Source organism: uncultured Comamonas sp. (assembly GCF_964277875.1).
GTDB lineage: Bacteria > Pseudomonadota > Gammaproteobacteria > Burkholderiales > Burkholderiaceae_C > Comamonas > Comamonas sediminis.
This window is the reverse complement of sequence record NZ_CAXYJV010000041.1, coordinates 195423-221444: the sequence shown is the minus strand read 5'-3', so window position 1 is coordinate 221444 and position 26022 is coordinate 195423. Positions and strand designations below refer to the sequence as shown.

General features: G+C 64.3%; 26 protein-coding genes. 9 read left to right on the top strand and 17 right to left on the bottom strand.

Going from position 1 to position 26022, the window contains the following annotated elements:
- Nucleotide 1: 1 nt before the first annotated feature.
- On the bottom strand, nt 2-868 hold the full coding sequence (locus ACHWUQ_RS16510) for a phosphate/phosphite/phosphonate ABC transporter substrate-binding protein (protein WP_394681789.1): 867 nt from the start codon (nt 866-868) through the stop codon (nt 2-4).
- A gap of 35 nt (nt 869-903) precedes the next feature.
- Nucleotides 904-2016, bottom strand: a complete 1113-nt coding sequence (locus tag ACHWUQ_RS16505; RefSeq protein ID WP_394681788.1) for an acyl-CoA dehydrogenase family protein — start codon at nt 2014-2016, stop codon at nt 904-906.
- Nucleotides 2017-2337: 321 nt separating this feature from the next.
- On the opposite strand from ACHWUQ_RS16505, the gene trmB reads away from it, so the two are divergent.
- Nucleotides 2338-3111, top strand: coding sequence for a tRNA (guanosine(46)-N7)-methyltransferase TrmB (gene trmB, locus ACHWUQ_RS16500; RefSeq protein ID WP_394681787.1), 774 nt, complete (start codon nt 2338-2340; stop codon nt 3109-3111).
- Nucleotides 3112-3433: 322 nt separating this feature from the next.
- The gene (locus tag ACHWUQ_RS16495) at nt 3434-4408 is read left to right on the top strand and encodes a succinylglutamate desuccinylase/aspartoacylase family protein (RefSeq protein ID WP_394681786.1); all 975 of its coding nucleotides are present in this window, start codon (nt 3434-3436) and stop codon (nt 4406-4408) included.
- 63 nt (nt 4409-4471) lie between these two features.
- On the opposite strand, the gene ACHWUQ_RS16490 is transcribed toward ACHWUQ_RS16495, so the two are convergent.
- Both ACHWUQ_RS16490 and ACHWUQ_RS16485 read right to left on the bottom strand, forming a co-directional pair.
- Nucleotides 4472-5263 (bottom strand): SDR family oxidoreductase, encoded by a 792-nt coding sequence (locus ACHWUQ_RS16490; RefSeq protein WP_312457707.1) that lies wholly within the window; start codon nt 5261-5263, stop codon nt 4472-4474.
- Between the two features lie 47 nt (nt 5264-5310).
- A complete protein-coding gene (locus ACHWUQ_RS16485; RefSeq protein ID WP_394681785.1) occupies nt 5311-6951 on the bottom strand; it encodes a 3-(methylthio)propionyl-CoA ligase in 1641 nt (546 codons plus the stop codon).
- Between the two features lie 267 nt (nt 6952-7218).
- Here ACHWUQ_RS16485 and ACHWUQ_RS16480 point away from each other — a divergent pair, with 267 nt between their 5' ends.
- The gene (locus tag ACHWUQ_RS16480; protein ID WP_394681784.1) at nt 7219-7920 is read left to right on the top strand and encodes a pseudouridine synthase; all 702 of its coding nucleotides are present in this window, start codon (nt 7219-7221) and stop codon (nt 7918-7920) included.
- A 27-nt stretch (nt 7921-7947) separates the two neighbouring features.
- Here the strand turns inward: ACHWUQ_RS16480 and ACHWUQ_RS16475 are convergent, their stop codons facing one another.
- The gene (locus tag ACHWUQ_RS16475; RefSeq protein ID WP_312457672.1) at nt 7948-8652 is read right to left on the bottom strand and encodes an SDR family oxidoreductase; all 705 of its coding nucleotides are present in this window, start codon (nt 8650-8652) and stop codon (nt 7948-7950) included.
- A gap of 123 nt (nt 8653-8775) precedes the next feature.
- Between ACHWUQ_RS16475 and ACHWUQ_RS16470 the strand changes: the two genes are divergently transcribed.
- Together ACHWUQ_RS16470 and bktB are read left to right on the top strand one after the other, a co-directional pair.
- The gene (locus tag ACHWUQ_RS16470; protein ID WP_394681783.1) at nt 8776-9534 is read left to right on the top strand and encodes an SDR family NAD(P)-dependent oxidoreductase; all 759 of its coding nucleotides are present in this window, start codon (nt 8776-8778) and stop codon (nt 9532-9534) included.
- A gap of 153 nt (nt 9535-9687) precedes the next feature.
- A complete protein-coding gene (bktB, locus tag ACHWUQ_RS16465; protein WP_394681782.1) occupies nt 9688-10872 on the top strand; it encodes a beta-ketothiolase BktB in 1185 nt (394 codons plus the stop codon).
- A 3-nt stretch (nt 10873-10875) separates the two neighbouring features.
- Here bktB and pepE read toward each other — a convergent pair whose 3' ends face one another.
- The 4 genes from pepE to ACHWUQ_RS16445 form a co-directional block, all read right to left on the bottom strand.
- On the bottom strand, nt 10876-11577 hold the full coding sequence (gene pepE / locus ACHWUQ_RS16460; protein WP_394681781.1) for a dipeptidase PepE: 702 nt from the start codon (nt 11575-11577) through the stop codon (nt 10876-10878).
- A gap of 152 nt (nt 11578-11729) precedes the next feature.
- The gene (locus ACHWUQ_RS16455; RefSeq protein ID WP_394681780.1) at nt 11730-12494 is read right to left on the bottom strand and encodes a M48 family metalloprotease; all 765 of its coding nucleotides are present in this window, start codon (nt 12492-12494) and stop codon (nt 11730-11732) included.
- Between the two features lie 111 nt (nt 12495-12605).
- Complete coding sequence (locus ACHWUQ_RS16450) at nt 12606-13586, bottom strand: CysB family HTH-type transcriptional regulator (protein ID WP_312457625.1); 981 nt, start codon at nt 13584-13586, stop codon at nt 12606-12608.
- A gap of 62 nt (nt 13587-13648) precedes the next feature.
- Complete coding sequence (locus tag ACHWUQ_RS16445; RefSeq protein ID WP_305852724.1) at nt 13649-14695, bottom strand: sulfate ABC transporter substrate-binding protein; 1047 nt, start codon at nt 14693-14695, stop codon at nt 13649-13651.
- A gap of 301 nt (nt 14696-14996) precedes the next feature.
- Between ACHWUQ_RS16445 and ACHWUQ_RS16440 the strand changes: the two genes are divergently transcribed.
- Nucleotides 14997-15272, top strand: a complete 276-nt coding sequence (locus tag ACHWUQ_RS16440) for an oxidative damage protection protein (protein ID WP_133856086.1) — start codon at nt 14997-14999, stop codon at nt 15270-15272.
- Nucleotides 15273-15406: 134 nt separating this feature from the next.
- Here the strand turns inward: ACHWUQ_RS16440 and ACHWUQ_RS16435 are convergent, their stop codons facing one another.
- Entirely contained in the window at nt 15407-15829 is a 423-nt protein-coding gene (locus ACHWUQ_RS16435) for a cupin domain-containing protein (RefSeq protein ID WP_312836495.1), read from the bottom strand.
- Nucleotides 15830-15996: 167 nt separating this feature from the next.
- Between ACHWUQ_RS16435 and ACHWUQ_RS16430 the strand changes: the two genes are divergently transcribed.
- Nucleotides 15997-16953, top strand: a complete 957-nt coding sequence (locus tag ACHWUQ_RS16430) for a GlxA family transcriptional regulator (RefSeq protein ID WP_394681779.1) — start codon at nt 15997-15999, stop codon at nt 16951-16953.
- Nucleotides 16954-16980: 27 nt separating this feature from the next.
- Here ACHWUQ_RS16430 and ACHWUQ_RS16425 read toward each other — a convergent pair whose 3' ends face one another.
- The 5 genes from ACHWUQ_RS16425 to ACHWUQ_RS16405 are packed head-to-tail and all read right to left on the bottom strand — an operon-like array spanning nt 16981 to nt 21285.
- Nucleotides 16981-17544, bottom strand: coding sequence for a lysine decarboxylase (locus tag ACHWUQ_RS16425; protein WP_394681778.1), 564 nt, complete (start codon nt 17542-17544; stop codon nt 16981-16983).
- Entirely contained in the window at nt 17525-18355 is an 831-nt protein-coding gene (locus tag ACHWUQ_RS16420) for an ABC transporter permease subunit (protein ID WP_312457565.1), read from the bottom strand. Before ACHWUQ_RS16420 ends, ACHWUQ_RS16425 begins: the two co-directional genes overlap by 20 nt.
- Nucleotides 18352-19434 (bottom strand): extracellular solute-binding protein, encoded by a 1083-nt coding sequence (locus tag ACHWUQ_RS16415; RefSeq protein WP_394681777.1) that lies wholly within the window; start codon nt 19432-19434, stop codon nt 18352-18354. Before ACHWUQ_RS16415 ends, ACHWUQ_RS16420 begins: the two co-directional genes overlap by 4 nt.
- A 58-nt stretch (nt 19435-19492) precedes the next feature.
- Nucleotides 19493-20521 (bottom strand): ABC transporter ATP-binding protein, encoded by a 1029-nt coding sequence (locus tag ACHWUQ_RS16410; protein ID WP_394681776.1) that lies wholly within the window; start codon nt 20519-20521, stop codon nt 19493-19495.
- The gene (locus tag ACHWUQ_RS16405) at nt 20518-21285 is read right to left on the bottom strand and encodes an ABC transporter permease (protein WP_394681775.1); all 768 of its coding nucleotides are present in this window, start codon (nt 21283-21285) and stop codon (nt 20518-20520) included. Before ACHWUQ_RS16405 ends, ACHWUQ_RS16410 begins: the two co-directional genes overlap by 4 nt.
- A 161-nt stretch (nt 21286-21446) precedes the next feature.
- Between ACHWUQ_RS16405 and ACHWUQ_RS16400 the strand changes: the two genes are divergently transcribed.
- Both ACHWUQ_RS16400 and ACHWUQ_RS16395 read left to right on the top strand, forming a co-directional pair.
- Complete coding sequence (locus tag ACHWUQ_RS16400; RefSeq protein WP_394681774.1) at nt 21447-22367, top strand: LysR substrate-binding domain-containing protein; 921 nt, start codon at nt 21447-21449, stop codon at nt 22365-22367.
- 185 nt (nt 22368-22552) lie between these two features.
- Nucleotides 22553-23740 carry a glycoside hydrolase family 5 protein gene (locus tag ACHWUQ_RS16395; protein ID WP_394681773.1) on the top strand — a complete coding sequence of 396 codons (1188 nt, stop codon included), beginning with the start codon at nt 22553-22555 and terminating at the stop codon, nt 23738-23740.
- Nucleotides 23741-23750: 10 nt separating this feature from the next.
- Here ACHWUQ_RS16395 and ACHWUQ_RS16390 read toward each other — a convergent pair whose 3' ends face one another.
- Entirely contained in the window at nt 23751-25028 is a 1278-nt protein-coding gene (locus tag ACHWUQ_RS16390; RefSeq protein ID WP_394681772.1) for an amidohydrolase family protein, read from the bottom strand.
- A gap of 53 nt (nt 25029-25081) precedes the next feature.
- The gene (locus ACHWUQ_RS16385; protein WP_021025091.1) at nt 25082-26005 is read right to left on the bottom strand and encodes an ABC transporter permease; all 924 of its coding nucleotides are present in this window, start codon (nt 26003-26005) and stop codon (nt 25082-25084) included.
- Nucleotides 26006-26022: the final 17 nt, after the last annotated feature.

Here is a 26022-nt window from a genome sequence, read left to right as displayed (position 1 = left end):
GTCAATACCGGTAGTCCGCCGCCAGGATGCGGCCCGCGTCATCGTAGAAGCGCTCGTCGCGCACCGCACGGGACAACGGCGCATAGCCGGACGCTCGGCCTGGGTGCCAGACCTTGAGGCCTTCCAACTCCAGCAACGGGCGGATCAGCGGGTCGTCCCAGGACATGGCCAGCAGGATCTCGGTAAAGCGCGCCGCATCGGCAGCGCTGATGCTGGGGCCCGCCGTCATATTGCAGTGGTCAAAAGGCTGCGAGGTGTCGAGCACGCGCGTGGCGCCTGCGGGCAAGGTGCCTTCAGCGGCAAAGGCCAGGTAGTTCTTGGCTACCATCCAGGACGCCGCAATCTCCCCCGCCACCATGGCCTTGGCCGCCAGGCGCTCGCCACCGATATGGTCACCATGCTTGCCGCCCAGCACATCAAAACGGCGCGCCTGAAAATCCCGGCCGGCCAGCATGCCCTGTTGGCGCAGGTGGTCCAGTGGAATCAAGGTGGCCTGGGGCGAATCTATCGCGCCAAAGCCCAGGGTCTGGCCGCGCAGGTCAGTCAGGGTCTGGGCCGGGCTGTCTGCGCGCACCACCAGCAGCGACTGCACATCCATGTCGGTGTCGCGCATCGCGATGGACCGCACCTGCTGGCCGGCGGCCCGGGCCATCAGCTCGGCACGCACAAAGGCCAGCGGCGAGTTCCAGGCCAGCTGCACACGGCCGTCGATCAGTGCCTCGGTGAGCGACTCGTAGTTGGAATACAGCACATAGTCAAAGTACAGGCCCTGCTCGATGAAGTGGGCCTTGAAGCCTTCCCAGATCGTGATGACCTTGGGCGCATAGGCCACAGCGCCGAGTCGGAGGGTGGTGTAGGAAGCGGTCATAGATGTCTATCTCAGGTAGGTGGAACACAAAGGGCTCAGGCGGCGGCCTCGCACAGCGCCTTGCCCAGCAGGTCATAGATCACATCGGTGGTGGGGGCCATCACCGAAGCAGCGCGGGCATCGCGGAACAGCCGCTCAATGCCCAGGTCCTTGCGGAAGGCGGCGCCGCCGCAGACACGCATGGCCGTATCGCTCACTTCCAGCGCCGCCTCGGCCGCAGCGGCCTTGCATTGCAGCAACCGGGTCTTGGCATCGGGGCGCCCGGCCAGCACCGCCTGCACGGCGTCATCGCGCAGCAGGCGGGCCTGGTCGGCCTTGAGCTGGGCCTTGGCCAGGTAGGCGCGAATGGTGGGCAGGTCGGCCAGGCCGCTGCCGTTTTCGGCAAAGCGGGTGTGGGCCACATGCTGCAGCGCGCGGCGCAGCACGCCTTGCATCAGGCCAACCGACGTGGTGGCGATCAAGGTCGGAAAATACGGCATCAGGTAGCGGGCCTTGACGTCTTCGCCCCGGCCATCCTCGCCCAAACGGCAGGACAGCGGCACGGCCACATCCTGGGCGATGATCGGAGACGAGGCATTGCCGCGCAGCCCCATGCCATCAAAGCGCGCGGGAATCTGCAGCCCGGGCAGGCGGCTGTCCACCAGCCACAGCGTATTGCCCTCACCGGTGCTCGCCCGCGAGATCCAGACATAGGAATCGGCCTCCCCGGCCGAGGTAATCATGCTTTTGTGGGCATTGAGCAGCACCGCGCTCGGGCCCTGCGCTTCGGCAGTACCCGTTGGGGCCCAGATATGGCTGCGCGAGCCGGTCTCCGACACCGCCAGCGTGGTGATGTGGCGGCCCTGCGCAATGGCGCGCCGGGTGTCTTCGGCAGCAAAGGGCTCGATCAGCGCCACGCCGCAGTAGTGCATGGTCAGCACCATGGCCGTGCAGGGACAGTCCTGGGCAATGCGCTCCACCACCTGTACCGCTTCGGGCAGGCCTGCGCCCATGCCGCCCACATCAGCGGCGCTGATCAGGCCCAGCAGCCCCTGGCTGCCCAAGGCCTGCAGCGCCTGGCGCGGGTAGACCGCCTGGCTATCGGTATGCGCGGCCGCCGGCGCGATAAGCTCGCGCACAATCGGCTCCAACGACGAAAGAATGTCCATGCTGCTCCGGATGCTGGCGCAACTGGCAGGCCCATACCGGAACCCATGGGGCGAGCCACGCCGCCTGGCGCAAGCCGCAAGCCGCCACCCGAGTTTCCTGTCGCATACAGACCTGCAATCACGACAGACTTCACTTTGTGAAAAAGGCATTATAGGCAGCGAGATGGCAGTCGCCAGGCCAGCTGCACGCACACCGATTGCCCACGGTTTTGCCATTGCAGACTGGAAAAATCTACAATAGCCCCTTTTTTGACGCGGCCGAGCGCCCCTTGCCGGGCAAGCGCCACCCTGCCGCTTGTGCTGAGCGGCACCTCCATGACCATGCAATCTTCTTCGACGCCTGCTGCCGGCCCCGTGCCCGAGCCCATCATTACCAACGCACGCGATGCCAGCAGTGCCCCCGGCCATGCGCCTGCGGATGTCGCCCATCCCAAGACCATCCGCTCCTATGTGCGCCGTGCGGGCCGCACCACGACCGGCCAGGCCAAGGCCTTTGAGACCTTGGGCACCCGCTATGTGCTGCCCTACACCGGTGAGGCCTTCAACGCCGAAGCCGCCTTTGGCCGCCAGGCCAAGGTGATTCTGGAAATCGGCTTTGGCATGGGCGAGGCCACGGCGCACATTGCCCGCGTTCGCCCGGAAGACAATTTCCTGTGCTGCGAAGTGCATGAGCCGGGTGTGGGCGCGCTGCTCAAGCGCATTGGCGAGCAGGACATCACCAATATCCGCATCTTCCAGCACGACGCGGTGGAAGTGCTGGAGAACATGCTGCAGCCAGGCTCGCTGGACGGCATCCATGTGTTCTTCCCCGATCCCTGGCACAAGAAAAAGCACAACAAGCGCCGCCTGATCCAGTCGCCCTTTGTGGCCCAGCTGGTGGCCCACTTGAAGCCCGGTGGCTATATCCACTGCGCGACCGACTGGCAGCCCTATGCCGAGCAGATGCTCGAGGTGCTGTCGGCCAACCCCGACCTGAAGAACACCGCCGACGGCTACGCGCCGCAGCCGGAATACCGCCCGCTGACCAAGTTCGAGAACCGGGGACTGCGTCTGGGCCATGGTGTCTGGGATCTGGTGTTCACCCGCCGCGCATAAGCGTGGGGGCCCAGTGGCCCACGCCCCTGTGCAGAGGCTGCTTCGGCAGCCTTTGTCTTTTTAGCTGCGTGGGGCACCGGGCTGACGAGGTAACAGTTGCCATGGTTATCAAAATTGATAGCAGAACCGGCCGCTTGCAGCCCCCGATGCGGTAGGATGGCTGCTGGCACCTGCGAGCAGGTGCCAATGGCACACGCCGCCCCCTGCCCCACGGTTGTGGGTATAAACCTTGCGCCCTGCTCTGGTGCGACAGTCCCCGGCGGGATGCAAGGCTTGTGATGCAGTGGCCCGGGCTGGCATGCCATCACACCGGAAAACTGCAATGACTGTCTCTCGCTTCCACATCCCCCAACTGGACCACAGCCCCTCTGCCGATCAGCCTGCCGCGTTGCGCAGCTACGGCTGGGCATCGGCTGTGCCGGGCCCGTCCCTGTTGATCTTTGGCGCCGTGCATGGCAATGAACAAAGCGGCACGCATGCGATCCACCGCTGGATCGAGCGCTTTGAATCGGGCCAGGTGCGCCTCAAGCGCGGGCGGTTGACGATGGTGCCCGTCGCCAATCCCAAGGCCTTCATCAAGAACGAGCGCGAAGGCGACCGCAACCTCAACCGCAACTTTGTGCCGCAGGCCGAGCCGCAGAACTTTGAAGACCACATGGTCAATGCGCTGGCTCCGTTGCTCGAGAGCCATGACGCACTGCTCGACCTGCACTCGTACAGCGGCGACGGCCAGCCCTTTGCGATGACCGGGCCGCTCAACAACACGGGCAACCTCGAGCCCTTTGCCCGCCAGCAGGAAGAAGAAGCCTTTGCCAAGGCCGTGGGCCTGCCGGTCATCGTGCAAGGCTGGCTGGAGGTCTATGAGCAAGCCGTGAAGGCGAGCGGCGGCGCGCTTCGCCCAGAGCATGGCATCGGCACCAATGAGTTCATGCGCAGCCGGGGCGGCTATGCGATCACCGTGGAATCGGGCTCGCACGAAGAGCCGCAGGCCATCGAGGTCGCCGACCGCTGCATCGCTGGCGTGCTGAACCTGCTGGAGATGGCCGATGTGACCGTCGAGCCCGTTGCCCAGTACACCACCCACCATATGCGGCAGGTGTTCATGCGCCAAAGCGCCGACGACCGCATGCAACAGGACTGGCAGAACTTTGACCCTTTCCGCAAGGGCGACCTGCTGGCCACGCGCGCCGATGGCAGCCAGATTCTGGCGCCGTTCGATGGCTGCGTGATCTTCCCGCAGGCCGATGCCGCCGTGAACCGCGAGTGGTTCTACCTGGCGCAGACGGACCACAGCTGATCCAACGAAGGCGGGCTGCCTTTTGCAGGCAGCCCGTCAATCTACTCGGTCAGCCAGCCTGAATCAGCCTGCAGTGACGATGCTGACCCCGCCATCGACGGCCAGGCACTGGCCGGTGATGTGCTTGCCGGCGTCGCTGGCCAGCAGCACGGCAGCACCCTTCAAATCATCATCCCCGCCCAGGCGCCCCAGCGGCACGCCGGCAGTCATCGCATCCTCGCCGATCTGGTCGATCAGGCCAGTGGCCATCTTGGTGCGGAAAAAGCCCGGCGCCAGCGCATTGACGCGGATGCCGTAGTGCCCCCATTCGGCCGCCAGCGCCCGGGTGAAGTTGATCACGGCGCCCTTGCTGGTGTTGTAGGCAATGGTCTTCATCGCTGCCGGGTTGCCGCCCAGCCCGGCAATCGAGGCCAGGTTGATGATGGCGCCCTGGCGGCGCGGGATCATGCTGCGCTTGGCCAGCTGCTGCGACAGCAGAAAATAGCCGCGCACATTCAGGTTCATCACCTTGTCCCAGGCGGCAGCAGGATGGTCTTCGGCCGGCGCGCCCCAGCTGGCACCGGCGTTGTTGACCAGAATGTCCACATCACCGACGCGCTCCAGCACCTCTTGCGCCAGGCGCTCGATCTCGCTGTCCACCGCACAGTCGGCCGCCACCCAGCGCGCATCGATACCGGCGCCACCGAGTTCGGCCACGGCCGCCTCCAGCTCGTGGGCCTTGCGGCTGCTCAGCACCACCTTGGCGCCGGCCTCGCCCAGCGCATGGGCCAGCTGCAGCCCCAGGCCGCGCGAGCCGCCGGTGATCAGTGCCGTCTTGCCGGTCAAATCAAATAATTGCCCAATCTTGCGGGTCATGCAAAGGCCTCCTGGTATGCCTGAAGAAATGGATCAAATGGAGGCTCTCAGGCCGGCAGCGCATAGTCCTTGAACTGCTCGCGCAGCCGGGTCTTGAGCATCTTGCCGGTGGCGCCCAGCGGGATCGCATCGACAAACACCACCGCATCGGGAATCTGCCACTTGGCCATTTTTCCCTGGTAGAAGGCCAGCAAGTCTGCTTCGCTGACGGCGGCATCCTTCTTGAGCGCAACAAACACCACTGGCCGCTCGTCCCACTTGGGGTGGGGCATGCCCACGCAGGCGGCCATGGCGACGGCCGGGTGGGCCATCGCAATGTTCTCGATGTCGATGGAGCTGATCCATTCACCGCCGGACTTGATCACGTCCTTGCTGCGGTCGGTGATCTGCATGAAGCCATCGGCATCGATGGTGGCCACGTCACCGGTGGGGAACCAGTCGCGGCCCTTCGCATCGGCCACCAGCGGCGACGCGCCCTCGCTGCGGTAGTAGTCCGCCACCACCCAGGGGCCGCGCACCAGCAGGTCGCCATAGGTCTTGCCGTCCCAGGGCTGGTCCTGGCCATCGTCCCCCACAATCCGCATGTCCACACCAAAGATGACCCGGCCCTGCTTGGCCAGCAGCTGCGCCTGGGTGTCGGCCGGCAGCGCCAGGTGCTTGTGCTTCAAGGTGCACACGGTCCCCAGCGGGCTGAGTTCGGTCATTCCCCAGGCATGCAGCACGGTGACGCCATAGTCGTCCTGGAAGGTCTTGATCATCGCCGGCGGGCAGGCCGAACCGCCAATGATGGTGCGCTGCAGGCTGCCAAAGCGCAGGCCCTGGCTTTGCACATGGCTCAGCAGCATCTGCCAGACAGTGGGCACGCCGGCGGCAAACGTCACCTTCTCCGCCTCCATCAGCGCGTACACCGAGGGACCATCCAGCGCCGGGCCGGGAAACACCAGCTTGGCGCCATTGAGCGGCCCGGAGAACGGCAGGCCCCAGGCGTTGACGTGGAACATCGGCACGACCGGCAGCACCACATCGCGCGAGGAAATATCCATCACATCGGGCAGCGAGGCGCCATAGGCGTGCAATACGGTGCTGCGGTGCGAGTACAGCACGGCCTTGGGGTTGCCGGTGGTGCCGCTGGTGTAGCACATGCCGCAGGCGGTGTTTTCGTCAAACTCGGGCCACTGGTAGGCGCCATCGGCGCCGGCAATCCAGGCCTCGTAGGCGACCAGGCCCGGAATGCCGGCATCGGCGGGTAACTTGTCGGCATCGCACAGCGCCACCCATTGGCGCACCGTGGGGCAGCGCTCGTGGATGGCCTGCACGATCGGCAGGAAGCAGCTGTCAAAGCACAGCACCTCGTCCTCGGCATGGTTGACGATCCAGACCACCTGGTCAGGATGCAGGCGGGGGTTCAAGGTATGGATGACCCGGCCCGAGCCGCCCACGCCGTAGTACAGCTCCATATGGCGGTAGCCATTCCAGGCCAGGCTCGCCACGCGCGTGCCTGCGGCCAGGCCCATGCCATCCAGGGTCTGGGCCAGCTGCCGCGAGCGCTGCGCAAAGTCGGCATAGGTGTAGCGGTGGATGTCACCTTCGACACGGCGGGAGACGATTTCGGTATCGCGGTGGTAACGCTCCGCAAACTCCAGCAGGTTGGAGGTCAGCAGTTGCTGCTTTTGCATCAGGCCTAGCATTGGGTCTCCTTGTGATATGGCCAGTGGCGGCACGCAGACGATGCTGCGCATGGCACCACCGGCATGCATCCGTTTTTATAGCGCTTGTGCGCGGCAAAGGGCATCGTAGCAACCCGCACTGCGCGCGGGCTGCATGAGCAAATGCCTGCTGCTTATGACGAGGCATACAGTACAGGCAGCCGCTCGCCACGTGCACGGCGCGCTGTCACCTAGGCTGCAGCACGTAAAATCCTGCGCATTTCTCCGCCGCCTTTTTGCGCTGCTGCCATGCTGATTCCCGATTACATCGACGAGCACCTGCTGGTGCTGAACAAGCCATCGGGCCTGTTGTGCGTGCCTGGCCGCGGAGAAGACAAGCAGGACTGCCTGAGCGCACGGGCCCAGCGGCAGTGGCCCGATGCGCTGGTGGTGCACCGGCTGGACCAGCCCACCTCGGGCCTGGTGGTGATGGCGCGCAGCCTGGCCGTGCAGCGTGCGCTGGGTGATGCCTTTGCGGCCCGCACGGTACGCAAGCGCTATGCCGCCGTCGTCTGCGGCAGCCCTGCTGCACAGCCTCTGGCACCCGGCCATGCGCTGCATGCCGCGATGCCGCAGGATGGCCACGCCTGGAGCCTGGTGGACCTGCCGCTGATCACCGACTGGGAGCGCCGCCCCTTGCAGCGTGTCGATTGGGAGATTGGCAAGCCCAGCCAGACCTGGTGGCGGGCGATGGCCGCAGACGAGGCAGCCGCGCTGCCAACCATTCCCGCCGGCTGCACCCGCCTCTGGCTGGAGCCACTGACCGGCCGCACACACCAGCTGCGCCTGCATATGCAGGCCATCGGCCATGCGATGCTGGGCGACGGCCTGTATGCCAGCGCAGCGGTGCAGGCCATGGCACCGCGCCTGCTGCTGCAGGCGCAGCAGCTGGGCTTTGCCCACCCGGTGACCGGCCAATGGCTGGACTGCCGGCTGGCGGCAGATTTCTGAAGGCCGGGCTGGAGCGGCCTGGCCGTCTTAGACGTGGCGCATCAGGCCGCCATCGACGCGGATGTTCTGGCCGGTGATGTAGGCCGCACCGTCGGAGGCCAGAAAGGCTACGGTGGCGCCAATCTCATCGGCCTTGCCGTAGCGCTGCAGCGGCACGGCCGCCTGGCGCTCGTCCTTCTTGGGCAGGCTGTCGATCCAGCCAGGCAGCACGTTGTTCATGCGGATATTGTGCTGGCCATATTCATCGCAGAAGATCTTCGTGAAGGCCGCCAGCCCGGAGCGCGCCATGGCCGAGGTCGGGAACAGCGCTGCCGGCTCGAACGCCCAGGCGGACGAGATATTGATGATCGCGCCGCCGCCCTGCTTTTGCATGATGGGAGCGACCAGGCGCGTGGCACGCACCACGTTCAGGAAATAGACCTCCAGGCCCTTGATCCAGTCCTCATCGCTGATCGACAGCAGGTCACCCTTGGGGCCGTGGCCGGCGCCATTGACCAGCACATCGATGCGGCCGTAGCGCGCCATCACCGCATCCACCAGCTTTTGCATGTCGGCCACATTCTGGTTGGACCCCGTCACGCCGACACCGCCCAGCTCCTGAGCCAGCGCCTCGCCCTTGCCCGAGGACGACAAAATGCCCAGCGCATAGCCGGCCTGGTGCAACTGGCGTGCTGCCGCTGCGCCCATGCCGGATCCACCGGCGATCACGATGGCTACTTTGGATTGGTTCATGCTGTGCTTCCTTTGTCTTTGTCGTTCCAAAGCTGCTGATCCTAACCAAGCCGCCACGCCTGTGCAGGCATCCGGGAAAAACGCCGTAACGCCCAGGCCCAACTGCCGTTACGATAGCCGGTTATGACCACCAAACACCTCACCATCCTGACCGGCGGATCGCGCGGCATGGGCCTGGCCATGGGCCGGCAACTTCTGGCCAAGGGCCATACCGTGCTGAGCATCGCGCGCAGCATCTCCAGCGCGCTGGCCGCTGCCGCTCCAACGCCTGACCAGCTCATTCAGTGGGAGCAGGACCTGGGCGATACCGATGCCGCAGCCCAGCGCCTGGGCGACTGGCTGCGCCGCCTGAAGGCCACCGACTGGGCCAGCATCACTCTGATCAACAACGCTGGCGTGATTCCGCAGATCGCGCCGCTGTCGGACCTGGCCACGCCCGATCTGCGCAATGCACTGCGCGTAGGGCTGGAGGCACCGATGGCGCTGACTGGCGTGTTCCTGGGCGCCACCGACAGCTGGACCGTGCCCAGGAAAGTGCTGAATGTGTCCTCCGGCCTGGGCCGCCGCCCGATGGCATCGCAGGCTGCCTACTGCACCGCCAAGGCCGGCATGGATGCCTATGCGCGCTGCGTGGCGCTGGAAGAAGCCCACAAGCCCCATGGCGCCAAGATCGTCTCGCTCGCACCCGGCGTGATCGACACCGACATGCAGGTGCAGCTGCGCAGTGCCGATGCGGGCGCCTTCCCCGATGTAGGCAACTTCAAGGGCCTGCATGAAGGCGGCAAACTCAGCAGCCCTGAAGAAGCCGCTGCCAAGGTGCTGGGCTGGCTGGACCGCGCCGACTTTGGCCAGAACGTGATCGCCGACGTCCGTGAGCCTTGAACGACGGAGCGCACTGGACGCTCCCAGCCCGTCGTGGACTGTCACCAAGGTGCGTGCTCGCCTTCTCTGGTTGACACAGCGGCGGGCTGGGTGGCAATAATGCTGCAAGGCAACATTTGCATGCCTCTATCCATTTAAACAGGAGACCTTTCCATGTCCCGTGAAGTACTTGTCTGCAGCGCCGTGCGCACTGCCATCGGCACCTTTGGCGGCAGCCTCAAGGATGTTCCACCGACCGAGCTGGGCGCGCTGGTCGTCAAGGAGTCGCTGGCCCGCGCCGGCATTGAAGGCAAGGATGTGGGCCATGTGGTCTTCGGCCACGTGGTCAATACGGAACCCAAGGACATGTACCTGAGCCGCGTGGCCGCCATCCAGGGCGGCTGCCCGCAGGAGACGCCGGCGATGAACGTCAACCGCCTCTGCGGCTCGGGCCTGCAGGCGATTGTGACGGCCAGCCAGGGCATTCTGCTGGGCGACTACGACGTGGCGATCGGTGCCGGAGCAGAAAACATGAGCCGCGCACCGTACGCCAGCACCACCAGCCGCTGGGGCGCACGCATGGGCGATTTCAAAATGATCGACATGATGACCGGCGCGCTGCACGACCCCTTCCACAACATCCATATGGGCGTGACCGCCGAGAACGTGGCCAAGGAATTTGGCGTCAGCCGCGATGACCAGGACCAGTTGGCCTTGAGCAGCCACCAGCGCGCCGAGCAGGCCTGGGCAGAGAACCGCTTTGCCGGCCAGATCGTGCCGGTCATCCTGAAAAGCAAGAAGGGTGACATCCGCTTTGACAAGGACGAGCACTTCCGCGCCGGCGCCAAGATCGAAGACTTTCAGAAGATGAAGCCCGTCTTCATCAAGGAAGACGGCACCGTCACCGCCGCCAATGCCTCCGGCATCAATGACGCCGCAGCCGCCGTGGTGCTGATGGAAGCGGCCGCCGCCAACGCGCGTGGCGCCAAGCCGCTGGCCCGTCTGGTGGGCTATGCGCATGCGGGTGTCGACCCCAAGATCATGGGCATTGGCCCGGTGCCGGCGTCCAAGGCCGTGCTGGCCAAGACCGGCCTCAAGCTGGACCAGATGGATGTGATCGAAGCCAACGAAGCCTTTGCCGCGCAAGCCTGCGCGGTGACCAAGGGCCTGGGCGCCGACCCAGCCAAGGTCAACCCCAATGGTTCGGGCATTTCGCTGGGCCACCCGATTGGAGCGACCGGCGCGATCATCACCGTCAAGGCCATCGATGAGCTGCACCGCACCGGTGGCCGCTATGCGCTGGTTACCATGTGCATTGGCGGCGGCCAGGGTATTGCCGCCATCTTTGAGCGCGTCTAAGTACTAGACGTTCAGCGCAGCCCCTACGGGCAGGTCCTCGACCGGCTTGCCCACTGCAAAGCGCTTGGCTGCAAACTGCCCCGCCACCTGGGCCTGGCCGCCCTGCACCCGCAGCCAGCTGCCCTCGGGCAACGCCACCACCAGCTTGTCCGGGTTGGCGATCAGGAACTCTGCCAGGCGCTGGTCGCGCGTTTCGCCCTGGTGGCCGGGCGGCAGGCTGTTGTTGTAGTGGGGGTTGATGCAAAACGGCACCAGGCCCAGCGCGCTAAAGCCTTGGGGGTCGACGATAGGCATGTCATTGGTGGTGTTGATCGTCAGCCCCGCCAGATTGGCGCCAGCACTCCAGCCGGTGTACGACATGCGCCCCGAGCGCACCGCATCGCCAATGCGCACCAGCCAGCCCCGTTTGCGGCATTCGGCCAGCAGCTGGAAGGTATTGCCGCCGCCTACGATCACCGCTTGAATATCCCCAGCCAAAAACTGGACCAGGGCGTCATCCCTGTGCGCGCCCACCAACTGAACGCCGGTGTGTGCCATGGCGTCCTGCACCTGCGCAGCGTAATCATCCCAGCTCAGGGTGACACCGGCAAAGGGCACGAACAGTGCTTTTTGCACGCCCTGCATCTGCGCTGCCAGCGCATCGCGGCAAAAAGTCAGGTAGCCGCCATCCGGGGCACGGGAGTTGCTCAACAACAGTAACTGCATAAAATCTCTTGGAGTTGGGCTGCCAGCATAGCAGCCCGCGCTGTGCAGCGGCGTCACACAAGCACCGGCGGCAGGCCCCTCCGCGATGTGCAGACGCAAAAAAGGACTGGTCAGCTGCCTTGCAGCCTGCCAGTCCTTTGCGTTGCGGAGATTTACTTGCCGCTGTCCAGTCGTGCCTGCATCGCCTTGGCGCGGGCTTCCGATGGGGGGTGCGAATCCATCAGAGATCCGCCGCCACCGCCGCTCAGCTTGGCCAGTTTCTGGAAGGCCGTGACAAGGCCTTTGCGTTCCATCTTTTGCTTGGTGAGCAGGTCAAAGGAGTAGTTATCGGCGGCAGACTCGTTGGCCTGCGAGAACTGCGCATGGATGAACTTCTCCCCCAGCTCGCCCGCTTGCGAGCTCGACAGCGATGCCAAGGTGGCATTGCCGCTGTTGGCAGCAATCTGGCGTGCGGCCGATGTGGCATAGGCCGTCTGCATGCGGCGCTTGCTGTGGCCCAAGGCCACGTGGCCGATTTCATGGCCGATCACGCCACGCAGTTCGTCGTCGTTCATCAGGTCCATCAGGCCGCTGTAGACGCGGATGCAGCCATTGGCCATCGCCCAGGCATTCACATCGCTGGTCAGGTAGACCTTGTAGTCGGCCTTCTTGCCTTCTACCTCTTGCGGCATCTTGGCCACGACCTTGGCCAGACGCTGGCTGTATTTGTTGTTCGCGGGTGCGAGCTTGTTTTGTTGGTCCAGCGCGGCGCAGGATTCATTGGACAAGGCCACGACATCGCCATCGGTCAATGTCATGGCCTTCATTGCGGTGGAGCCGGAGTCCATCAGCCCGCTCAGGTTGCCCGCGTCCATGGTCTTGCAGCCGGCCAGGGCCATGGCGGCCACCAGACCGGTGAGCATCAAAGTTGTGCGCATTCGCTATCTCCTCATCTACACGTTGAAAACGTGCATCATAGCCTGCGCATATGGAAAACTTTGTTTCCATTCTTGTCAGCCACCATCACCTTCGCGTATGAGCCAGCGCGCTCAAGCCGCTTTCTGGGCGCTGGCAGCGGCTGCCGCTTCGTCCGGTGCGGTAGCGGACACCGCCTGCAAGACCACTTCGCGCTTCAAGGTTGGCACAAAGCTCTCGATGAACTGCAACGCGTAGGCGCGCAACCACACGCCCTTGCGCAGTGCGATGCGGGTGGTGTTGACCTTGAACAGATGACCGGCATCAATCGCCCGCAGGTTGCGGTCGCGCTCCTCGTCAAACGCGATCGAGGCCACGATGCCAATGCCCATGCCCAGCTCGACATAGGTCTTGATCACGTCCGCATCCATCGCGGTCAGCACCACATTGGGTGTGACCTCGGCGGCGGCAAAGGATTCATCGATGTGCGAGCGGCCGGTATAGCCCTGCTCATAGGTGATGATCGGAAAACGCACCAGCGACTGCAGGGTCAGCGGCCGGCCGGACTCCTGCTGGGCCAGCAAGGGGTGACCGGGCGGCACGACGACCGAGTGCGTCCAGCGGTAGCCCGGCAAGGTGGCCAGGCTGGCATAGCCGGTCAGGGCCTCGGTGGCCACGCCGATATCGGCCGCACCGCTCAGCAGCATCTCGGCCACCTGGCGCGGTGAGCCCTGGTGCAGGTGCAGGGCCACATCCGGAAACTGCTCACGAAAATCGCGCACCACCAGCGGCAGCGCATAGCGGGCCTGCGAGTGGGTGGCGGCAATGCTCAGCTGACCGCTGCGGCTCGCATGGAAATCGGCACCGGCGCGGCGCAGGTTTTCGGACTCCAGCAGCAAACGGTCCACGATCGGCAAGATGGCCTCGCCCGGCGGGGTCAGCCCGGTCAGACGCTTGCCGGCGCGGATGAAGATATCCACGCCCAGCTCGTCTTCCAATTCGCGGATCTGGCGGCTGACACCTGGTTGCGAGGTGTAGAGCACATGCGCCACCTCGGTCAGGTTGTAGCCATTGCGGGCGGCCTCACGCACGGCCCGCAGTTGCTGAAAATTCATAACATTCACCTTTATGGACCAACCGCCAGGGGATGACCTGGCGGATTGTTGAGCGTCCTTGCTTATTTCTTGGTGTAGATCTGGTCAAAGCTGCCGCCGTCGGCAAAGTGCGCAGCATCTGCCTTGGTCCAGCCACCGAAAGCGTCATCGATGGTGAAGAGCTTCAGGTTGGCAAACTGGCTGGCGTACTTGGCCTTGGCCGCTTCGGCAGTGGGGCGGTAGAAATTGCGGCCGGCAATGTCCTGGCCTTCGTCGGAGTACAGGTACTGCAGGTAGGCCTCGGCAATCTTGCGGGTGCCGCGCTTGTCGACCACCTTGTCCACGACAGTCACCGTGGGCTCGGCCAGGATCGACAGCGAAGGCGTCACGATCTCGAACTTCTCGGGCCCGAATTCCTTCAGTGCCAGGTAGGCTTCGTTTTCCCAGGCCAGCAGCACATCGCCCTGGCCCCGCTGCACAAAGGTCACCGTCGAGCCGCGCGCGCCGGTGTCGAGAATCGGCACATTCTTGAACAGCTTGGTGATGTAGTCCTTGGCACCTGCTTCACCGCCATAGTTGCGCTTGCCAAACTCCCAGGCAGCCAGGTAGTTCCAGCGCGCGCCGCCACTGGTCTTGGGGTTGGGCGTAATCACCTTCACGTCCGGCTTGATCAGATCGCCCCAGTCCTTGATGCCCTTGGGATTGCCTTTTTTGACCAGGAACACAATGGTCGAGGTGTAAGGCGCGCTGTTCAGCGGCAAGCGCTTTTGCCAATCGGCGGGCACCAGCTGGCCATATTTGTGCAGTGCATCGATGTCCCCCGCCAACGCCAGCGTTGCCACGTCAGCCTCGATGCCGTCAATGATCGCGCGCCCTTGCTTGCCGGAGCCGCCATGCGACTGCTTGATGGTCACGGTCTGGCCGGTCGTATCCTTCCAGTGCTTGGCAAAAGCCTGGTTGAACTGGTTGTACAGCTCACGCGTCGGGTCGTAAGAGACATTGAGCAAGGTCACCGGGGCTGGCGCCTGGGCATGGGCCGCGCTGCTGAAAACGGCAGGCGCAAGCGCCATCAGAGACGCGACTGCGGCTGCGGCTATCGGAAACTTGATAAAGTGGCGGCGTTGTTGCATGGAACACTTTCAGAATGGCAAAAGTCGTAGGGCTTGAGGCCTGAACACATTCTGAAACGCCGCCATAAAAACTCAAACTACTATTAATTCAGTTTTTTATAACTGGAACTTATTAACAAGACGCGAAATCGCAGTGGCTGGGCCCGGTGACGGGCTGGCAAGCAGGAGGCTCGCCCGCACCCCAACCCTGGTGGAAGTGCGGGCAAAGCAGGCAGTGTCTGGCGATGGCCGGCAGACTGCGGCAGCATCGGGCGAGCACCGCCAGTGCATCAGCGTCAACCCAACGAAGGAAGCATCTCCCATGGCACGTATGGTCAACTGCGTCAAACTGCACAAAGAAGCCGAGGGCCTCGACTTTCCCCCCTACCCTGGTGAACTGGGCAAGCGCCTGTGGGAAAACGTCAGCAAGGAAGCCTGGGCTGGCTGGCTCAAGCACCAGACGATGCTGGTCAATGAAAACCGCCTGAATCTGGCCGACCAGCGCGCCCGCCAGTACCTGGCCCGCCAGATGGAAAACCATTTCTTCGGCGAAGGCGCCGATGCGGCAGCCGGCTACGTGCCCCCTACCGCAGACTGATGTGCCACTGTAAAGTGCACGCCGGGGCTCCGTCCCGGACATAAAAAATGGCAGCCGAGGCTGCCATTTTTTTTATATCCCTGCGCGAGGAACTTACTGCTTGCGCAGTAAATCCATTCGCTTGCATAAATATATTATTTAGCGACCAAATCAAAACCACCGCTCTGGTATTGAAACAGCAGGCAGTCCATACCGGCCACGCAGCCGCTTTCATGGATCAAACCGGCAGGCAGATCATAGAAAGAGCCGGCGGGGTATTCGGTACGCTTGCCATCGATCACCGCATAGAAGGTGCCTTGCACGACCACGGTGGGCAGCGACTTGGTATGGTGGTGAGTGGGATTGTCGCGGCCTGCAGGAAACAGCACAAAGGCTTCGTAGGCTTCCTTACCCGTCAGGTCACCGCGCAGATTGGCATACTTGATGCCGCCCGAGCCCGCCAGCTCCGTCCACTTGAGCTGCGATACAGGAACGGAGACCAGGCCGTCAGCAGCACCTGCGGCGCAGGCGATCAGCGAAGAGGTGGCCAACACGGCAGCAGCGATGGAAAACTTCATCATTAACTCCTAGTATTAAACGATTGAATAAGCTCTTCGATCCTGACTAGTAATGCCTTCAAGTTTGTCTGAATCGATGGCTCTATTCTGTTGATCTGCAGAAAATGCAAAAGTAGCCAAATAGACAAGATGCGATAAGATCCGGCCAAATCCACCCTTTCCATGCCATGCACACGATTGCTGTGATTGCCTACGACGGCATCAGCCCCTTCCATTTGTCCGTCCCCTGCATCGTGTTCGGCGACGATTTGCTGCGCCTGGGTGCCCCGCGCTACGAGTTGCGGGTCTGCGCGGAGCGCACCGGTGCTGTGTCCACCCTGTCCGGATTCGCGATTCAGGTCGAGCACGACCTAGCCGCTCTGGAGCAGGCCGATACCGTCATCATTCCGTCCTGGAGTTCACCGGACGCGCAGCCCTCGGCCGCGATGCTGGCCGCGCTGCAGCAGGCCCATGCGCGTGGCGCGCGGGTCGTGGGCCTGTGCCTGGGCACCTTTGTGCTGGCCCAGGCCGGTCTGCTGCAGGGCCGCTCGGCTTCGACGCACTGGGCCTGGGCCGATGATTTCGCCAAGGACCATCCCGACGTCAAGCTCGACCGCCATGCGCTCTACACCGACGACGGCAATATCACCACGTCGGCCGGCACGGCCGCCGCCATTGACTGCTGCCTGCACCTGATCCGCCTGGACCATGGCGCAGAAATTGCCAACCGGGTGGCGCGCCGCCTGGTCGTTGCTCCGCACCGCCATGGCAACCAGTCCCAGTACATCGAGATGCCGCTGTCCGAGACCGAGCGCCCGGATGCCGTGTCCGCAGCGCTTGACTGGGCCATGGCCCATCTCAACGAACCCATCAATGTGGAACAGCTGGCCCAGAAGGCCCATATGAGCGCCCGCAACTTCAGCCGCCACTTCAAGCGCAAGACCGGCGCTACCGTCGTGCAATGGCTGCTGCACCAACGACTGGCCGTCGCCCAGCGCCTGCTCGAGCGCGGTGACGGCTCCATCGACCAGGTGGCGGAGACAGCAGGCTTTGGCTCCACGGTGTCATTTCGCCTGCAGTTCACGCGGATGTTTTCGATTTCGCCCGCGAGCTACAGAAAGCAATTTCTGCACCGGGAGGTGTAGGCGGCCTCACGAGCGCATTGCCGCCATTCACGCAGACGCGGCATCGCCCAAAAGGCAGTCCACGACGCAGCCCAGCATCTGCTGCACATCCGCCACCTCGACCGCGCCGGGCAAGGACAGCTCGCCGTGCAGCACGAAGACCGGGCGCTCCCACTTCAGGCCCAGCGCCATCTCGGAAAGCGTGCCCATGTTGTAGCCCACGGCCACCAGGCAGATGGCGCTGCGGGCGATCAAGGCATTGCGCATTTCACCGATGCCCGTGGGCAAGGCCACGCTGAGATAGGGATTCGCATGGCGCTCGTCTTCTTCGGGCAGGATGCCGATGGCGACCCCGCCCACTTCGGTGGCGCCTTGTGAGGCCGCAGCCATCACCCCGCCGCGCCCCCCGCACACAATCGCCATGCCGGCAGCGGCCAGCGCGCGGGCAATCAGCCGCGCATCGGCGTAGACCTGGCCATCGGCATCGCCCGGGCCGATGACGCCCACCGGCCGGCGGTGGCGCGCCGGGCTGGCTTGGTGCTGGGCCAGCCGCCGCAGCGCCTCGGTCAGCCCGGGCGGCAAGCCGAGCGCATCAATGCGATCCTGCGGCATGTTGTTCACGTTGGCGTGCAATCGCGTCTCCCAATCCCATGACGATGACGCACAGCGCCATCAAAAGCAATGACAAGGCGGATGCGACGCTCAGGTCCGATCCGCCATCGCTGACCTGTGCAAACAGCATCAGCGGAAGAATGTTCAGCTGCGTCCCCACCAGCGCGAGCGCCGTGCCGTAGGTGCCCATCGCAATGGCAGCCACCAGGCAGGCGTTGGACACCACCGATGGCGCCACCTCGGCTACCACCGTGTCGCGGAACGCGCGCCACCGTGTGGCGCCCAAGGTGCGCGCTGCCAGCATCGGCCGCAGGTCGAGGTTGGCGAACACCGGGTAGAGCGACAGCGCCACGCGGGGCACCAGGTAGTAGGCATAGGCGCAGCCCAGGCCCACCGTGCCATAGATCCAGCTGCCCACGGCAGCGCCATCCAGGCCAAGCGCCACCAGCAACTGCGTGACAAAGCCCGAGCGCCCAAAGGCCAGGATGAAGCCATAGGCGATCACCAGGCCCGAGAAGGCCAGCGGCAGCCCCAGCAAGGTCATCATCCAGCGCCGGCGCTGCAGCGGCTGGCGCCCCAACTCAATGGCGATCACCGTGCCCACCAGGCCGGAGACTGCGCCGGCAGTCAGTCCCAGCACCAGGGTGTTCAGCACCGCCCGGCCCAGCAGTGGATTGCTCCACAAGCGGGCAAAGGCGCTGCCGCCGTCCGTCATGGCCTCAGGCACCAAGGATGCCAGCGGCAGCACGAAGAACAGCGCCATGAAGCACCAGGCCGGCCAGGCGCCAAAACGGCGGATCCACCCGCTCATGAGCGACCCAGCGTGGCCTGCGCCCAGAGCTGGTCGATCTCGGCCTTCTTGGCCGAGGCCTTGATGACATCGAGCGGACGGATCTGCGCCGCTGCCGGCAGCTTGCTGGCCACATCGTCGGGCAGCTTGACACCAGGCACTGCAGGCCGCACAAAGCCCTTGGCGAACAGCTGCTGGCCGGCGTCGCTCATGATGAAGTTCAGCCACAGCTTGCCGGCGTTCGGGTTCGGGCCGCCCTTCACCAGGCTGATGGCATACGGTGCGGCCACGCTGGCTTCCTTGGGGATGACGACCTCGCAGGCGTCGCCCATGCCATCGTTATGCTTGGCCTTGAGGCCATCGTTCTCGTAGCCGATCCAGATCGGGATTTCGCCCTTGATGAACTTGGCATACGGGGTCGTGCCCTCCACGCGCTGCACATTGCCGGCGGCATGGAGCTTGCCCAGGTAATCCGTGCCGGGCTTGACGTTGTCCACGCTGCCGCCGTTGCCATAGGCTGCGGCCAAGGTCAGCACCTGGCCCACGCCGGCACTGCGGGGGTCCAGATAGGTCACGCTGTTCTTGTACTCGGGCTTGAGCAGGTCGGCCCAGCCGGTGGGCACATTCTTGACCAGCTTCTTGTTCACCAGGAAGGCGATGTTCAGGGTATGGATGGTGAACCAGCGCCCTTCCGCCTCGCGGAACACCTCGGGCAACTTGTCGAAGTGGATGGGCTTGAACGGTGCCACCACGTCCTTTTTCGCGGCATCCACGGCCGAGGCCGCGAAGTAGTAGGCCGTGTCTGCCTGGGGGCGGCGGCGCATCTTCTCCAGCGCGACTACCGTGGCGGCCGAGCCCAGATCGTTGTAGCTCAGCTCGACATCGGGGTAGCGCTTCTTGAACTCGGCAAACAAGGCCTTCCAGTTGGCCCATTCCGGACCGGTGTCGAAGGACACGCAAAAACCTTCTTTTTTGGCCAGGTCGTAGAGCTCTTTTTCTCCGGCATAGAGCTCGGCCCCCTCCTGCGCCCACGATGTGCGCTGGACCAGGGCTGCCAGAGGCAAGGCAGCAGCGGCTTGGATGAGATGTCGGCGTTGCATAGCGGTTTTCCTTCGTTGAAATTACGGTGTCGGTGGGTCTTGATCGGATGTGCGGTGCTCAGGCATCCAGCAGGCGAATATGCTCGGGCGCGATCGCAATGGCCTGGCGTGCCGGCTGCCGGCCTTCCGCGAGGAAGGCGCGTGGCGCACCTGCCACCTCGAAGTCATAGCGCGTGAGCGAACCCAGATAGCGGCAGGCGCTCGGACGCCCCTGCAAGGTATTGGTCTGCCCGGGCTGCGGGTCTGGCTCGATATGCTCGGGGCGGATCAGCGCAGGCACCTTGTGCCCGGGGCGATGGGTGCCGGTGGGCACGGACAGCTCGGCAAAGCCAAAGTCCACGCGGCCGCTGGAGGCCACCCGCCCTTCCAAAATGGTCGATAGCCCCACAAACTCCGCCACGGCGCGGCAGTTTGGCATGTCGTAAATGTCCTTGGGCGAGGCGATCTGCAGCAGCCGCCCTTCCTTGAGCACCGCAACCCGGTCGGCCATGGCCAGCGCCTCTTCCTGGTCGTGGGTGACCAACAAGGTGGTGGCGCCAAACTGCTGCTGCAGCGCACGGATCTGGTCGCGCAGATGGCCCCGCACGCTGGCATCCAGCGCAGACAGCGGCTCATCCAGCAGCAGCGCACGCGGATCGATGGCCAGCGCACGCGCCAGCGCTACCCGCTGCTGCTGCCCGCCGGAGAGCTGCTGCACTCCGCGCTGCGCAAAATCGGAGAGGCCCACCACCTCCAAGAGCTCTGCCGCCCGGGCATGGCGCTGTGCGGCTGGCATCTTGCGCAGCGCCAGCCCGTAGGCCACGTTGTCCCGCACCGACAGATGCGGAAACAGCGCATAGCTCTGGAACACCATGCCGATGCCGCGCTGGTGCACCGGCGTGCCCGCCATGTCCTGGCCAGCCAGTGCGATGCGGCCCTGGTAGCCGGTCTCCAGCCCCGCTACCAGCTTGAGCAAGGTGGACTTGCCCGAGCCGCTGGGGCCGATCACCGCCACCAGCTCGCCCTGGCCAATGTCGAAGGACACCTCGTGCAGCCCTTGCTGGCTGCCGGGGTAGCGGTAACTGACGTTCTCGAAAGTCAGGCTCATGGGGATTTACGCATAAGAGAAGAAGACAGCAGTGCGGCCAGGCTGGCCAGCAGCAGCAGGATCACCGTGGCGGCGCAGGCAAAGCCGGTTGCGCCATAGAAGGCCTGCAGCAGCACCACCGGATAGGTGCGGTTCTGGAAACCGACCAGCAGATTGGAGAGGTTGAACTCCCCGATCGACAGCGCCGCCACCATCACCAGACCGGACAGCATGCTCTGGCGCAGGCTCGGCAGCACGATGCCGCTGAAGCGCTGCCACTCGCCCGCCCCCAAGGTGGCGGCCGCCTGCTCCAGCCGCTCGATGCCGAGGTGGCGCAGATCGGTCAGCAAGGTGTTGGTGAGATAGGGCAAGGTTGCGATCACATGCGCAGCAACCAGCAGCGGTGTGCTGCCCAGCCAGGGCAAGGTATCGGTGTTGAAGACAACCATGTAGCCGAACCCGAGCGTGATGGCGGGCACTGCCACGGGCATGGCGCTCACGATGCGGGCCGCAAAGGCGCGCCCGCGCGTTGCGCCCTGGTGCAGCGAATAGGCCAGCGGCAGCGCCAGCACCGCATTGATCGCGCAGGTGGACAGCGCGACGACCAGGCTGGAGACGAAGCCTTTGCGGAACGACGGGTCGCTCCACAGTTCCATGTACCACTGCCCGGTGAAACCCGAAGGCAGCAGTGTGTTGGTCCAGTTCTGCCCGAAGCTGCCGATCGCCAGCAATGCCATCGGCAGCAGCAGGTACAGGCCATAGACAATGGCAATGCCACGAACCATCTTGTCTCCCGGTAAAAGCGAATACTTTCCTTTTCAGACATGTTAGTGTAGCGATCGGCCTCTATATTGATATTGCAACTGCGTGACAATGCCACTTCATCATTGAATTAATGGAAAGTGTTCTCGCAACTTTTCATCAACAGAACGACTTACCGAGACCTATGAAACGGGACTGCCCCACCATCCAGGAACTGCTTGCGCTCGACGCCGTGGCCCGCCATTCCAGCCTGACCCTGGCGGCCTCCTCGCTGTGCGTGACCACCAGTGCCGTGAGCAAGCAGATTGCCTCGCTGGAAAGCTTTCTGGGCACCGCCCTGCTGCAAAAAGCGGGGCGCGGCGTAGAGCTCACACCCGTGGGCCGCAGCTATTGGCTCAAGATCACCGGCAGCCTGCGCAACCTCGAAACCGCCACCTACGAGGCCCGCGCCGGCGCGGACACCCATGTGCTGACCCTCAGCTGCGTGCCGACGTTTTTCACGCGCTGGCTCATTCCCCGCCTGCCCCGCTTCCGCCAGGCCCATCCCCGCGCCACGCTCAGCTTCAGCCGCCATCTGGCGCCGCTGGAGAACCTGCCGGCCCACGTCGATGCCGCCATCCGCTACAACCCGGCTGACTACGCTGGCGTGGTGAACGAATACATCGCAGGGCGCGAGTTCGTGGTGATCGCCTCCCGCGAGCTGATGCAGGGCAAGCACAAGATCGAGAACCCCAGCGATGTGCTGGCCCATACCTTGCTGCACCATGAAGAAGCCCAGGGCGCCTGGTCGCAGTGGGCCGCAGTCCATGGCATCACCCACCAGTTGCTGATCACCGGCCCACGGTTTGCGCAGTACTCGGCCTTGATCCAGGCGGCGCGCTGCGGGTTGGGGATCGCCTTTGTGCCGCTCATCCTCGTCGAAGACGAACTGGCCGAGGGTGTGCTGGTGACGCCGTTCGACGGCAGCACCGCCGTCGAGCATGGCCACTACCTGTGCTACCGGCCCGACCGTATGCAGTTTCCCGCTTTTGCGCAGCTGCGGCAGTGGCTGCTGGCGGAGGGTGGCGGCCAGGAAGCGGTGCCCAACCTGCCTGGTCATCCTTAAAAAGCAGAAGCGCAACGCGATGGCCAGGCATTGTGTGAGCAAGCGCAAAGGATGGTCCGGACGGCACGCCTCTTAAAACGCCCTGTAACGGCCCCCAAACCGGTTGCAAATAAAAATCAATCAAAGCAATACCAGTGATAGCATCGCCCGCATCTCCAGCCACTGGCCTTCAGCGCCCTGCTTCGATGTTCAAGATCTCTGTACCCAGCCTGGCCGTCGCGATGGCGCTGACCGCATCCGTGCAAGCGGCCGATCTGGCGGCCTTCTGGACCGACACCCAACGGGGTGGCAACAGCTTCAACCGCCTGCCGCCGGATGCCAGCTACTACGAAGCACTGCGCGGCTATGGCGCCAGCTGGGTACGGCTGTCGTATGACAAATGGAAGCCCGAGCAGCGTGATTTCCTGATGGGCAATGCCGACGACTACGAGCGCCTGTCCGCCGTGGATCTGGCCACCTTGAAAGCCTCGGTGGCCCAGGCCGATGCGGCGGGCTTGAAGGTGGTGATTGCACCGCTGTCGCTGCCGTTGTCCCGCTGGTCACAAAACAACGATGGCAAGTTTGATGACCGCATCTGGCAGGACAAGGCGCACTGGAAGGCCGCAGGCCAGTTTTGGCAAGACCTCGCCCGCGCGTTGAAGGACACGCCCGGCATAGCGGCCTACAACCTGGTCAATGAACCCGCGCCCGAGAAGGAAGGCGGCCTGCCCGAGCATGCCAGCCCAGCGGAGATGCAGGCCTGGTATGCCAAGGCCAAAGGTGGATCGCGCGATCTGCTCGCCTTCTACAACTACCTCATTGCCCAGGTGCGTGCCGTCGACCCGGACACGCCCATCATGGTCGATGCCGGCTGGTATGGCGCGGCCGATGCCTTCGCCTACTGGCCCAAAGCACTAGAGGACAAACGGGTGCTGTACAGCTTTCACATGTACGAGCCCTACCAGGCCACCAGCGGCCTCAACCTCAAGCGCAAGCAGCCCTACCGCTACCCGGGCGAGGTGCCGTTTGCCGGCAAGACCCAGCCGTGGAACAAGGAGCGCGTGGCCCGGTACCTGGATACCGTCAACGGCTGGGCGCGCTCCTTGTCGATCGCGCCGGAGCAGATCGTCATGGGCGAGTTTGGCTGTGTGCGCATGCTCGACAGCTGCAGCCAGTACCTGGACGATGTTCTGTCTTATGCCGAAGACAAGCGCTACCACTGGGCCTTCTACAGCTTCCGCGAAGATGCCTGGGACGCGATGGACTACGAACTGGGCCAGGCCAAGGTGCACTGGCGCTACTGGGATGCGATGGAAAAAGGCCAGCCCGACCCGGTGAAGCGCCGCGCGACACCAGAGTTCGAGCCCATCCGCAAACGCTTGCAGCAGCGCTGAAAGGCCGTGCTTAACGCGCGCTCAGCAAGCTGGTGCTGGCTGGGCGCCCAGGCAGGTTCAAGCGGGCCACCGGTGCCGGCGTGCTGGCAATGCGCTGGCCTCGGCGCCAAACGCCCAGGCGCGTGGCCTTCAGGCGCAAGGCCTCGACGGGGTCCTTGGCATGCAGCAGCACAAAGTCGGCATGCGCGCCCCTTTCAATGCCATAGCCTTGCAGGCCCAGCAGGCGTGCCGGGTTCAGCGTGATGGCATCGAAGCACTGCTGCATGCCTGCGCGGCTGGTCATCTGCGCCACATGCAGGCCCATGCTCGCCACCTCCAGTGCATCGCCCGATCCCAGGCTGTACCAGGGGTCCATCACGCAGTCATGGCCAAAGGCAACGGTCAGGCCGGCGGCCATCAGCTCAGGCACGCGCGTCATGCCCCGGCGCTTGGGGTAGCTGTCATGGCGGCCCTGGATCGTGATGTTGATCAAGGGGTTGCTGACAACGCCCAGCTGCGCCTCGGCCATCAGGGCCATCAGCTTGCTGACGTAGTAGTTGTCCATGCTGTGCATGGAAGTCAGGTGCGAACCGGTCACGCGGCCATGCAGCCCCAGGCGCTGCGTGTGGTAGGCCAGCGTCTCCACATGGCGCGACATCGGGTCATCCGACTCGTCACAGTGCATGTCCACCCGCTTGCCGCGCTCGGCCGCCAGTTCGCAGAGAATGCGCACGCTCTCTGCGCCATCGGCCATCGTGCGCTCAAAGTGCGGAATGCCCCCGACGACATCGACGCCCAGGTCCAGCGCGCGCTTGAGGTTGTCCAGCCCGCCCGGTGTGCGCAGCACGCCATCCTGCGGAAAAGCCACCAGCTGCAGATCGATATACGGCGCCACGCGCTTTTGCACATCGAGCATCGCTTCGACCGGCAGCAGGCTGGGGTCACTGGTGTCCACATGGCTGCGGATGGCCAGCAGGCCACGCGCCACCGCCCAGTCACAGTAGGCCAAGGCGCGTTCGACGAGGGCCTCATGCGTCAGCTGGGGCTTGAGTTCGCCCCAGAGCGCAATGCCTTCGAGCAAGGTGCCGCTTTCGTTGACACGCGGCATGCCGTAGCTCAGCGTGGCGTCCATGTGGAAATGCGGGTCCACAAAGGGCGGGCTCAGCAGCAGGCCCTCGGCATCCACCACCTCGGCCGCTGGCGCCTGCAGGCCCTCGCTCACCTCGGCAATCTTGCCGTCCTGCACAGCCACCGACATGTTCTTGCGGCCATCGGCCAGGCTGGCATTGCGAATCAATAAATCAAGCATTGTTTATCCTTGTAGGCAGACCCTGGTCTGCATCGTGGGGCGCGGCGCGCGGCTCAGCGCTCGCCTTTGCGGTAGGGTTTCATCAGCGCCTGCGGGTACGCGGCTTTGCGGGCCACCAGCACCAGCGCCAGGATCGACAGCAGGTACGGCAGCATCAAATAGAACTGGTAGGGCACGAGGCCATCGCCCGACTGCTGCAGGCGCAGCTGCAGCGCATCGAAGAACGCAAACAGCAGCGCGCCCAGCAGGGCCTTGCCCGGCCGCCAGGAGGCAAACACCACCAGTGCCACGCAGATCCAGCCCCGGCCGTTGACCATGTTGAAGAAAAAGGCATTGAAGGCCGACAGGGTCAGGAAGGCACCGGCCACGCCCATCAGTGCCGAGCCCGCAATGATGGCACCACTGCGCACAGCCATCACGGCCACGCCCTGCCCTTCTGCGGCCTGCGGGTTCTCGCCGACCATGCGCACGGCCAGACCGAGGGGCGTGCGAAACAGCACCCAGGCGAGCAAAGGCACCAGCAGCAGGGCCAGCAAGGTCAAGGCCGTCTGGTCGCCCAGAATCGGAATCGGCAGCCAGTCCATCGCCTCAAAAGGCGTGATCGTGGGCGGTGTGTTCACCTTGGGAAAGCTCACCCGGTAACCGTAGTACGACAAGGCGGTCGCCAGCATGGTGATGCCCAGGCCCGATACGTGCTGCGACAGCGCCAGCCCCACCGTCAGCCAGGCATGCAGGCTGCCCAGCACCGCGCCGGTGAGTGCGGCCACCAGCACCCCCGTCCACAGGCCATGGCCGGCATACACGGTCAGCCAGCCGGTAAAGGCCCCGGCCACCATGATGCCCTCGATGCCCAGGTTCAGCACGCCGGCGCGCTCGCACAGCAGCACCCCCAGCGTGCCCAGCAGCAGCGGTGTGGCCGTACGCAGCACGGCCACCCAGAAAGAGGCATTGGCCAAAATATCCATCACGTCGCTCATCGGGCACCTCGCGCTGC

What these genes read in the sequence shown, in the direction of transcription:
- ACHWUQ_RS16455 (WP_394681780.1), bottom strand. Translation starts at nt 12,494, where the DNA reads ATGCGCACAACTTTGATGCTCACCGGTCTGGTGGCCGCCATGGCCCTG.
- ACHWUQ_RS16415 (WP_394681777.1), bottom strand. Translation starts at nt 19,434, where the DNA reads ATGCAACGCCGACATCTCATCCAAGCCGCTGCTGCCTTGCCTCTGGCA.
- ACHWUQ_RS16395 (WP_394681773.1), top strand. Translation starts at nt 22,553, where the DNA reads ATGTTCAAGATCTCTGTACCCAGCCTGGCCGTCGCGATGGCGCTGACC.
- ACHWUQ_RS16485 (WP_394681785.1), bottom strand. Translation starts at nt 6,951, where the DNA reads ATGCTAGGCCTGATGCAAAAGCAGCAACTGCTGACCTCCAACCTGCTG.
- ACHWUQ_RS16505 (WP_394681788.1), bottom strand. Translation starts at nt 2,016, where the DNA reads ATGGACATTCTTTCGTCGTTGGAGCCGATTGTGCGCGAGCTTATCGCG.
- ACHWUQ_RS16450 (WP_312457625.1), bottom strand. Translation starts at nt 13,586, where the DNA reads ATGAATTTTCAGCAACTGCGGGCCGTGCGTGAGGCCGCCCGCAATGGC.
- pepE (WP_394681781.1), bottom strand. Translation starts at nt 11,577, where the DNA reads ATGCAGTTACTGTTGTTGAGCAACTCCCGTGCCCCGGATGGCGGCTAC.
- ACHWUQ_RS16435 (WP_312836495.1), bottom strand. Translation starts at nt 15,829, where the DNA reads ATGAAGTTTTCCATCGCTGCTGCCGTGTTGGCCACCTCTTCGCTGATC.
- bktB (WP_394681782.1), top strand. Translation starts at nt 9,688, where the DNA reads ATGTCCCGTGAAGTACTTGTCTGCAGCGCCGTGCGCACTGCCATCGGC.
- ACHWUQ_RS16405 (WP_394681775.1), bottom strand. Translation starts at nt 21,285, where the DNA reads ATGGTTCGTGGCATTGCCATTGTCTATGGCCTGTACCTGCTGCTGCCG.
- ACHWUQ_RS16410 (WP_394681776.1), bottom strand. Translation starts at nt 20,521, where the DNA reads ATGAGCCTGACTTTCGAGAACGTCAGTTACCGCTACCCCGGCAGCCAG.
- trmB (WP_394681787.1), top strand. Translation starts at nt 2,338, where the DNA reads ATGCAATCTTCTTCGACGCCTGCTGCCGGCCCCGTGCCCGAGCCCATC.
- ACHWUQ_RS16430 (WP_394681779.1), top strand. Translation starts at nt 15,997, where the DNA reads ATGCACACGATTGCTGTGATTGCCTACGACGGCATCAGCCCCTTCCAT.
- ACHWUQ_RS16440 (WP_133856086.1), top strand. Translation starts at nt 14,997, where the DNA reads ATGGCACGTATGGTCAACTGCGTCAAACTGCACAAAGAAGCCGAGGGC.
- ACHWUQ_RS16495 (WP_394681786.1), top strand. Translation starts at nt 3,434, where the DNA reads ATGACTGTCTCTCGCTTCCACATCCCCCAACTGGACCACAGCCCCTCT.
- ACHWUQ_RS16490 (WP_312457707.1), bottom strand. Translation starts at nt 5,263, where the DNA reads ATGACCCGCAAGATTGGGCAATTATTTGATTTGACCGGCAAGACGGCA.
- ACHWUQ_RS16480 (WP_394681784.1), top strand. Translation starts at nt 7,219, where the DNA reads ATGCTGATTCCCGATTACATCGACGAGCACCTGCTGGTGCTGAACAAG.
- ACHWUQ_RS16425 (WP_394681778.1), bottom strand. Translation starts at nt 17,544, where the DNA reads ATGCCGCAGGATCGCATTGATGCGCTCGGCTTGCCGCCCGGGCTGACC.
- ACHWUQ_RS16420 (WP_312457565.1), bottom strand. Translation starts at nt 18,355, where the DNA reads ATGAGCGGGTGGATCCGCCGTTTTGGCGCCTGGCCGGCCTGGTGCTTC.
- ACHWUQ_RS16385 (WP_021025091.1), bottom strand. Translation starts at nt 26,005, where the DNA reads ATGAGCGACGTGATGGATATTTTGGCCAATGCCTCTTTCTGGGTGGCC.
- ACHWUQ_RS16475 (WP_312457672.1), bottom strand. Translation starts at nt 8,652, where the DNA reads ATGAACCAATCCAAAGTAGCCATCGTGATCGCCGGTGGATCCGGCATG.
- ACHWUQ_RS16510 (WP_394681789.1), bottom strand. Translation starts at nt 868, where the DNA reads ATGACCGCTTCCTACACCACCCTCCGACTCGGCGCTGTGGCCTATGCG.
- ACHWUQ_RS16400 (WP_394681774.1), top strand. Translation starts at nt 21,447, where the DNA reads ATGAAACGGGACTGCCCCACCATCCAGGAACTGCTTGCGCTCGACGCC.
- ACHWUQ_RS16390 (WP_394681772.1), bottom strand. Translation starts at nt 25,028, where the DNA reads ATGCTTGATTTATTGATTCGCAATGCCAGCCTGGCCGATGGCCGCAAG.
- ACHWUQ_RS16445 (WP_305852724.1), bottom strand. Translation starts at nt 14,695, where the DNA reads ATGCAACAACGCCGCCACTTTATCAAGTTTCCGATAGCCGCAGCCGCA.
- ACHWUQ_RS16470 (WP_394681783.1), top strand. Translation starts at nt 8,776, where the DNA reads ATGACCACCAAACACCTCACCATCCTGACCGGCGGATCGCGCGGCATG.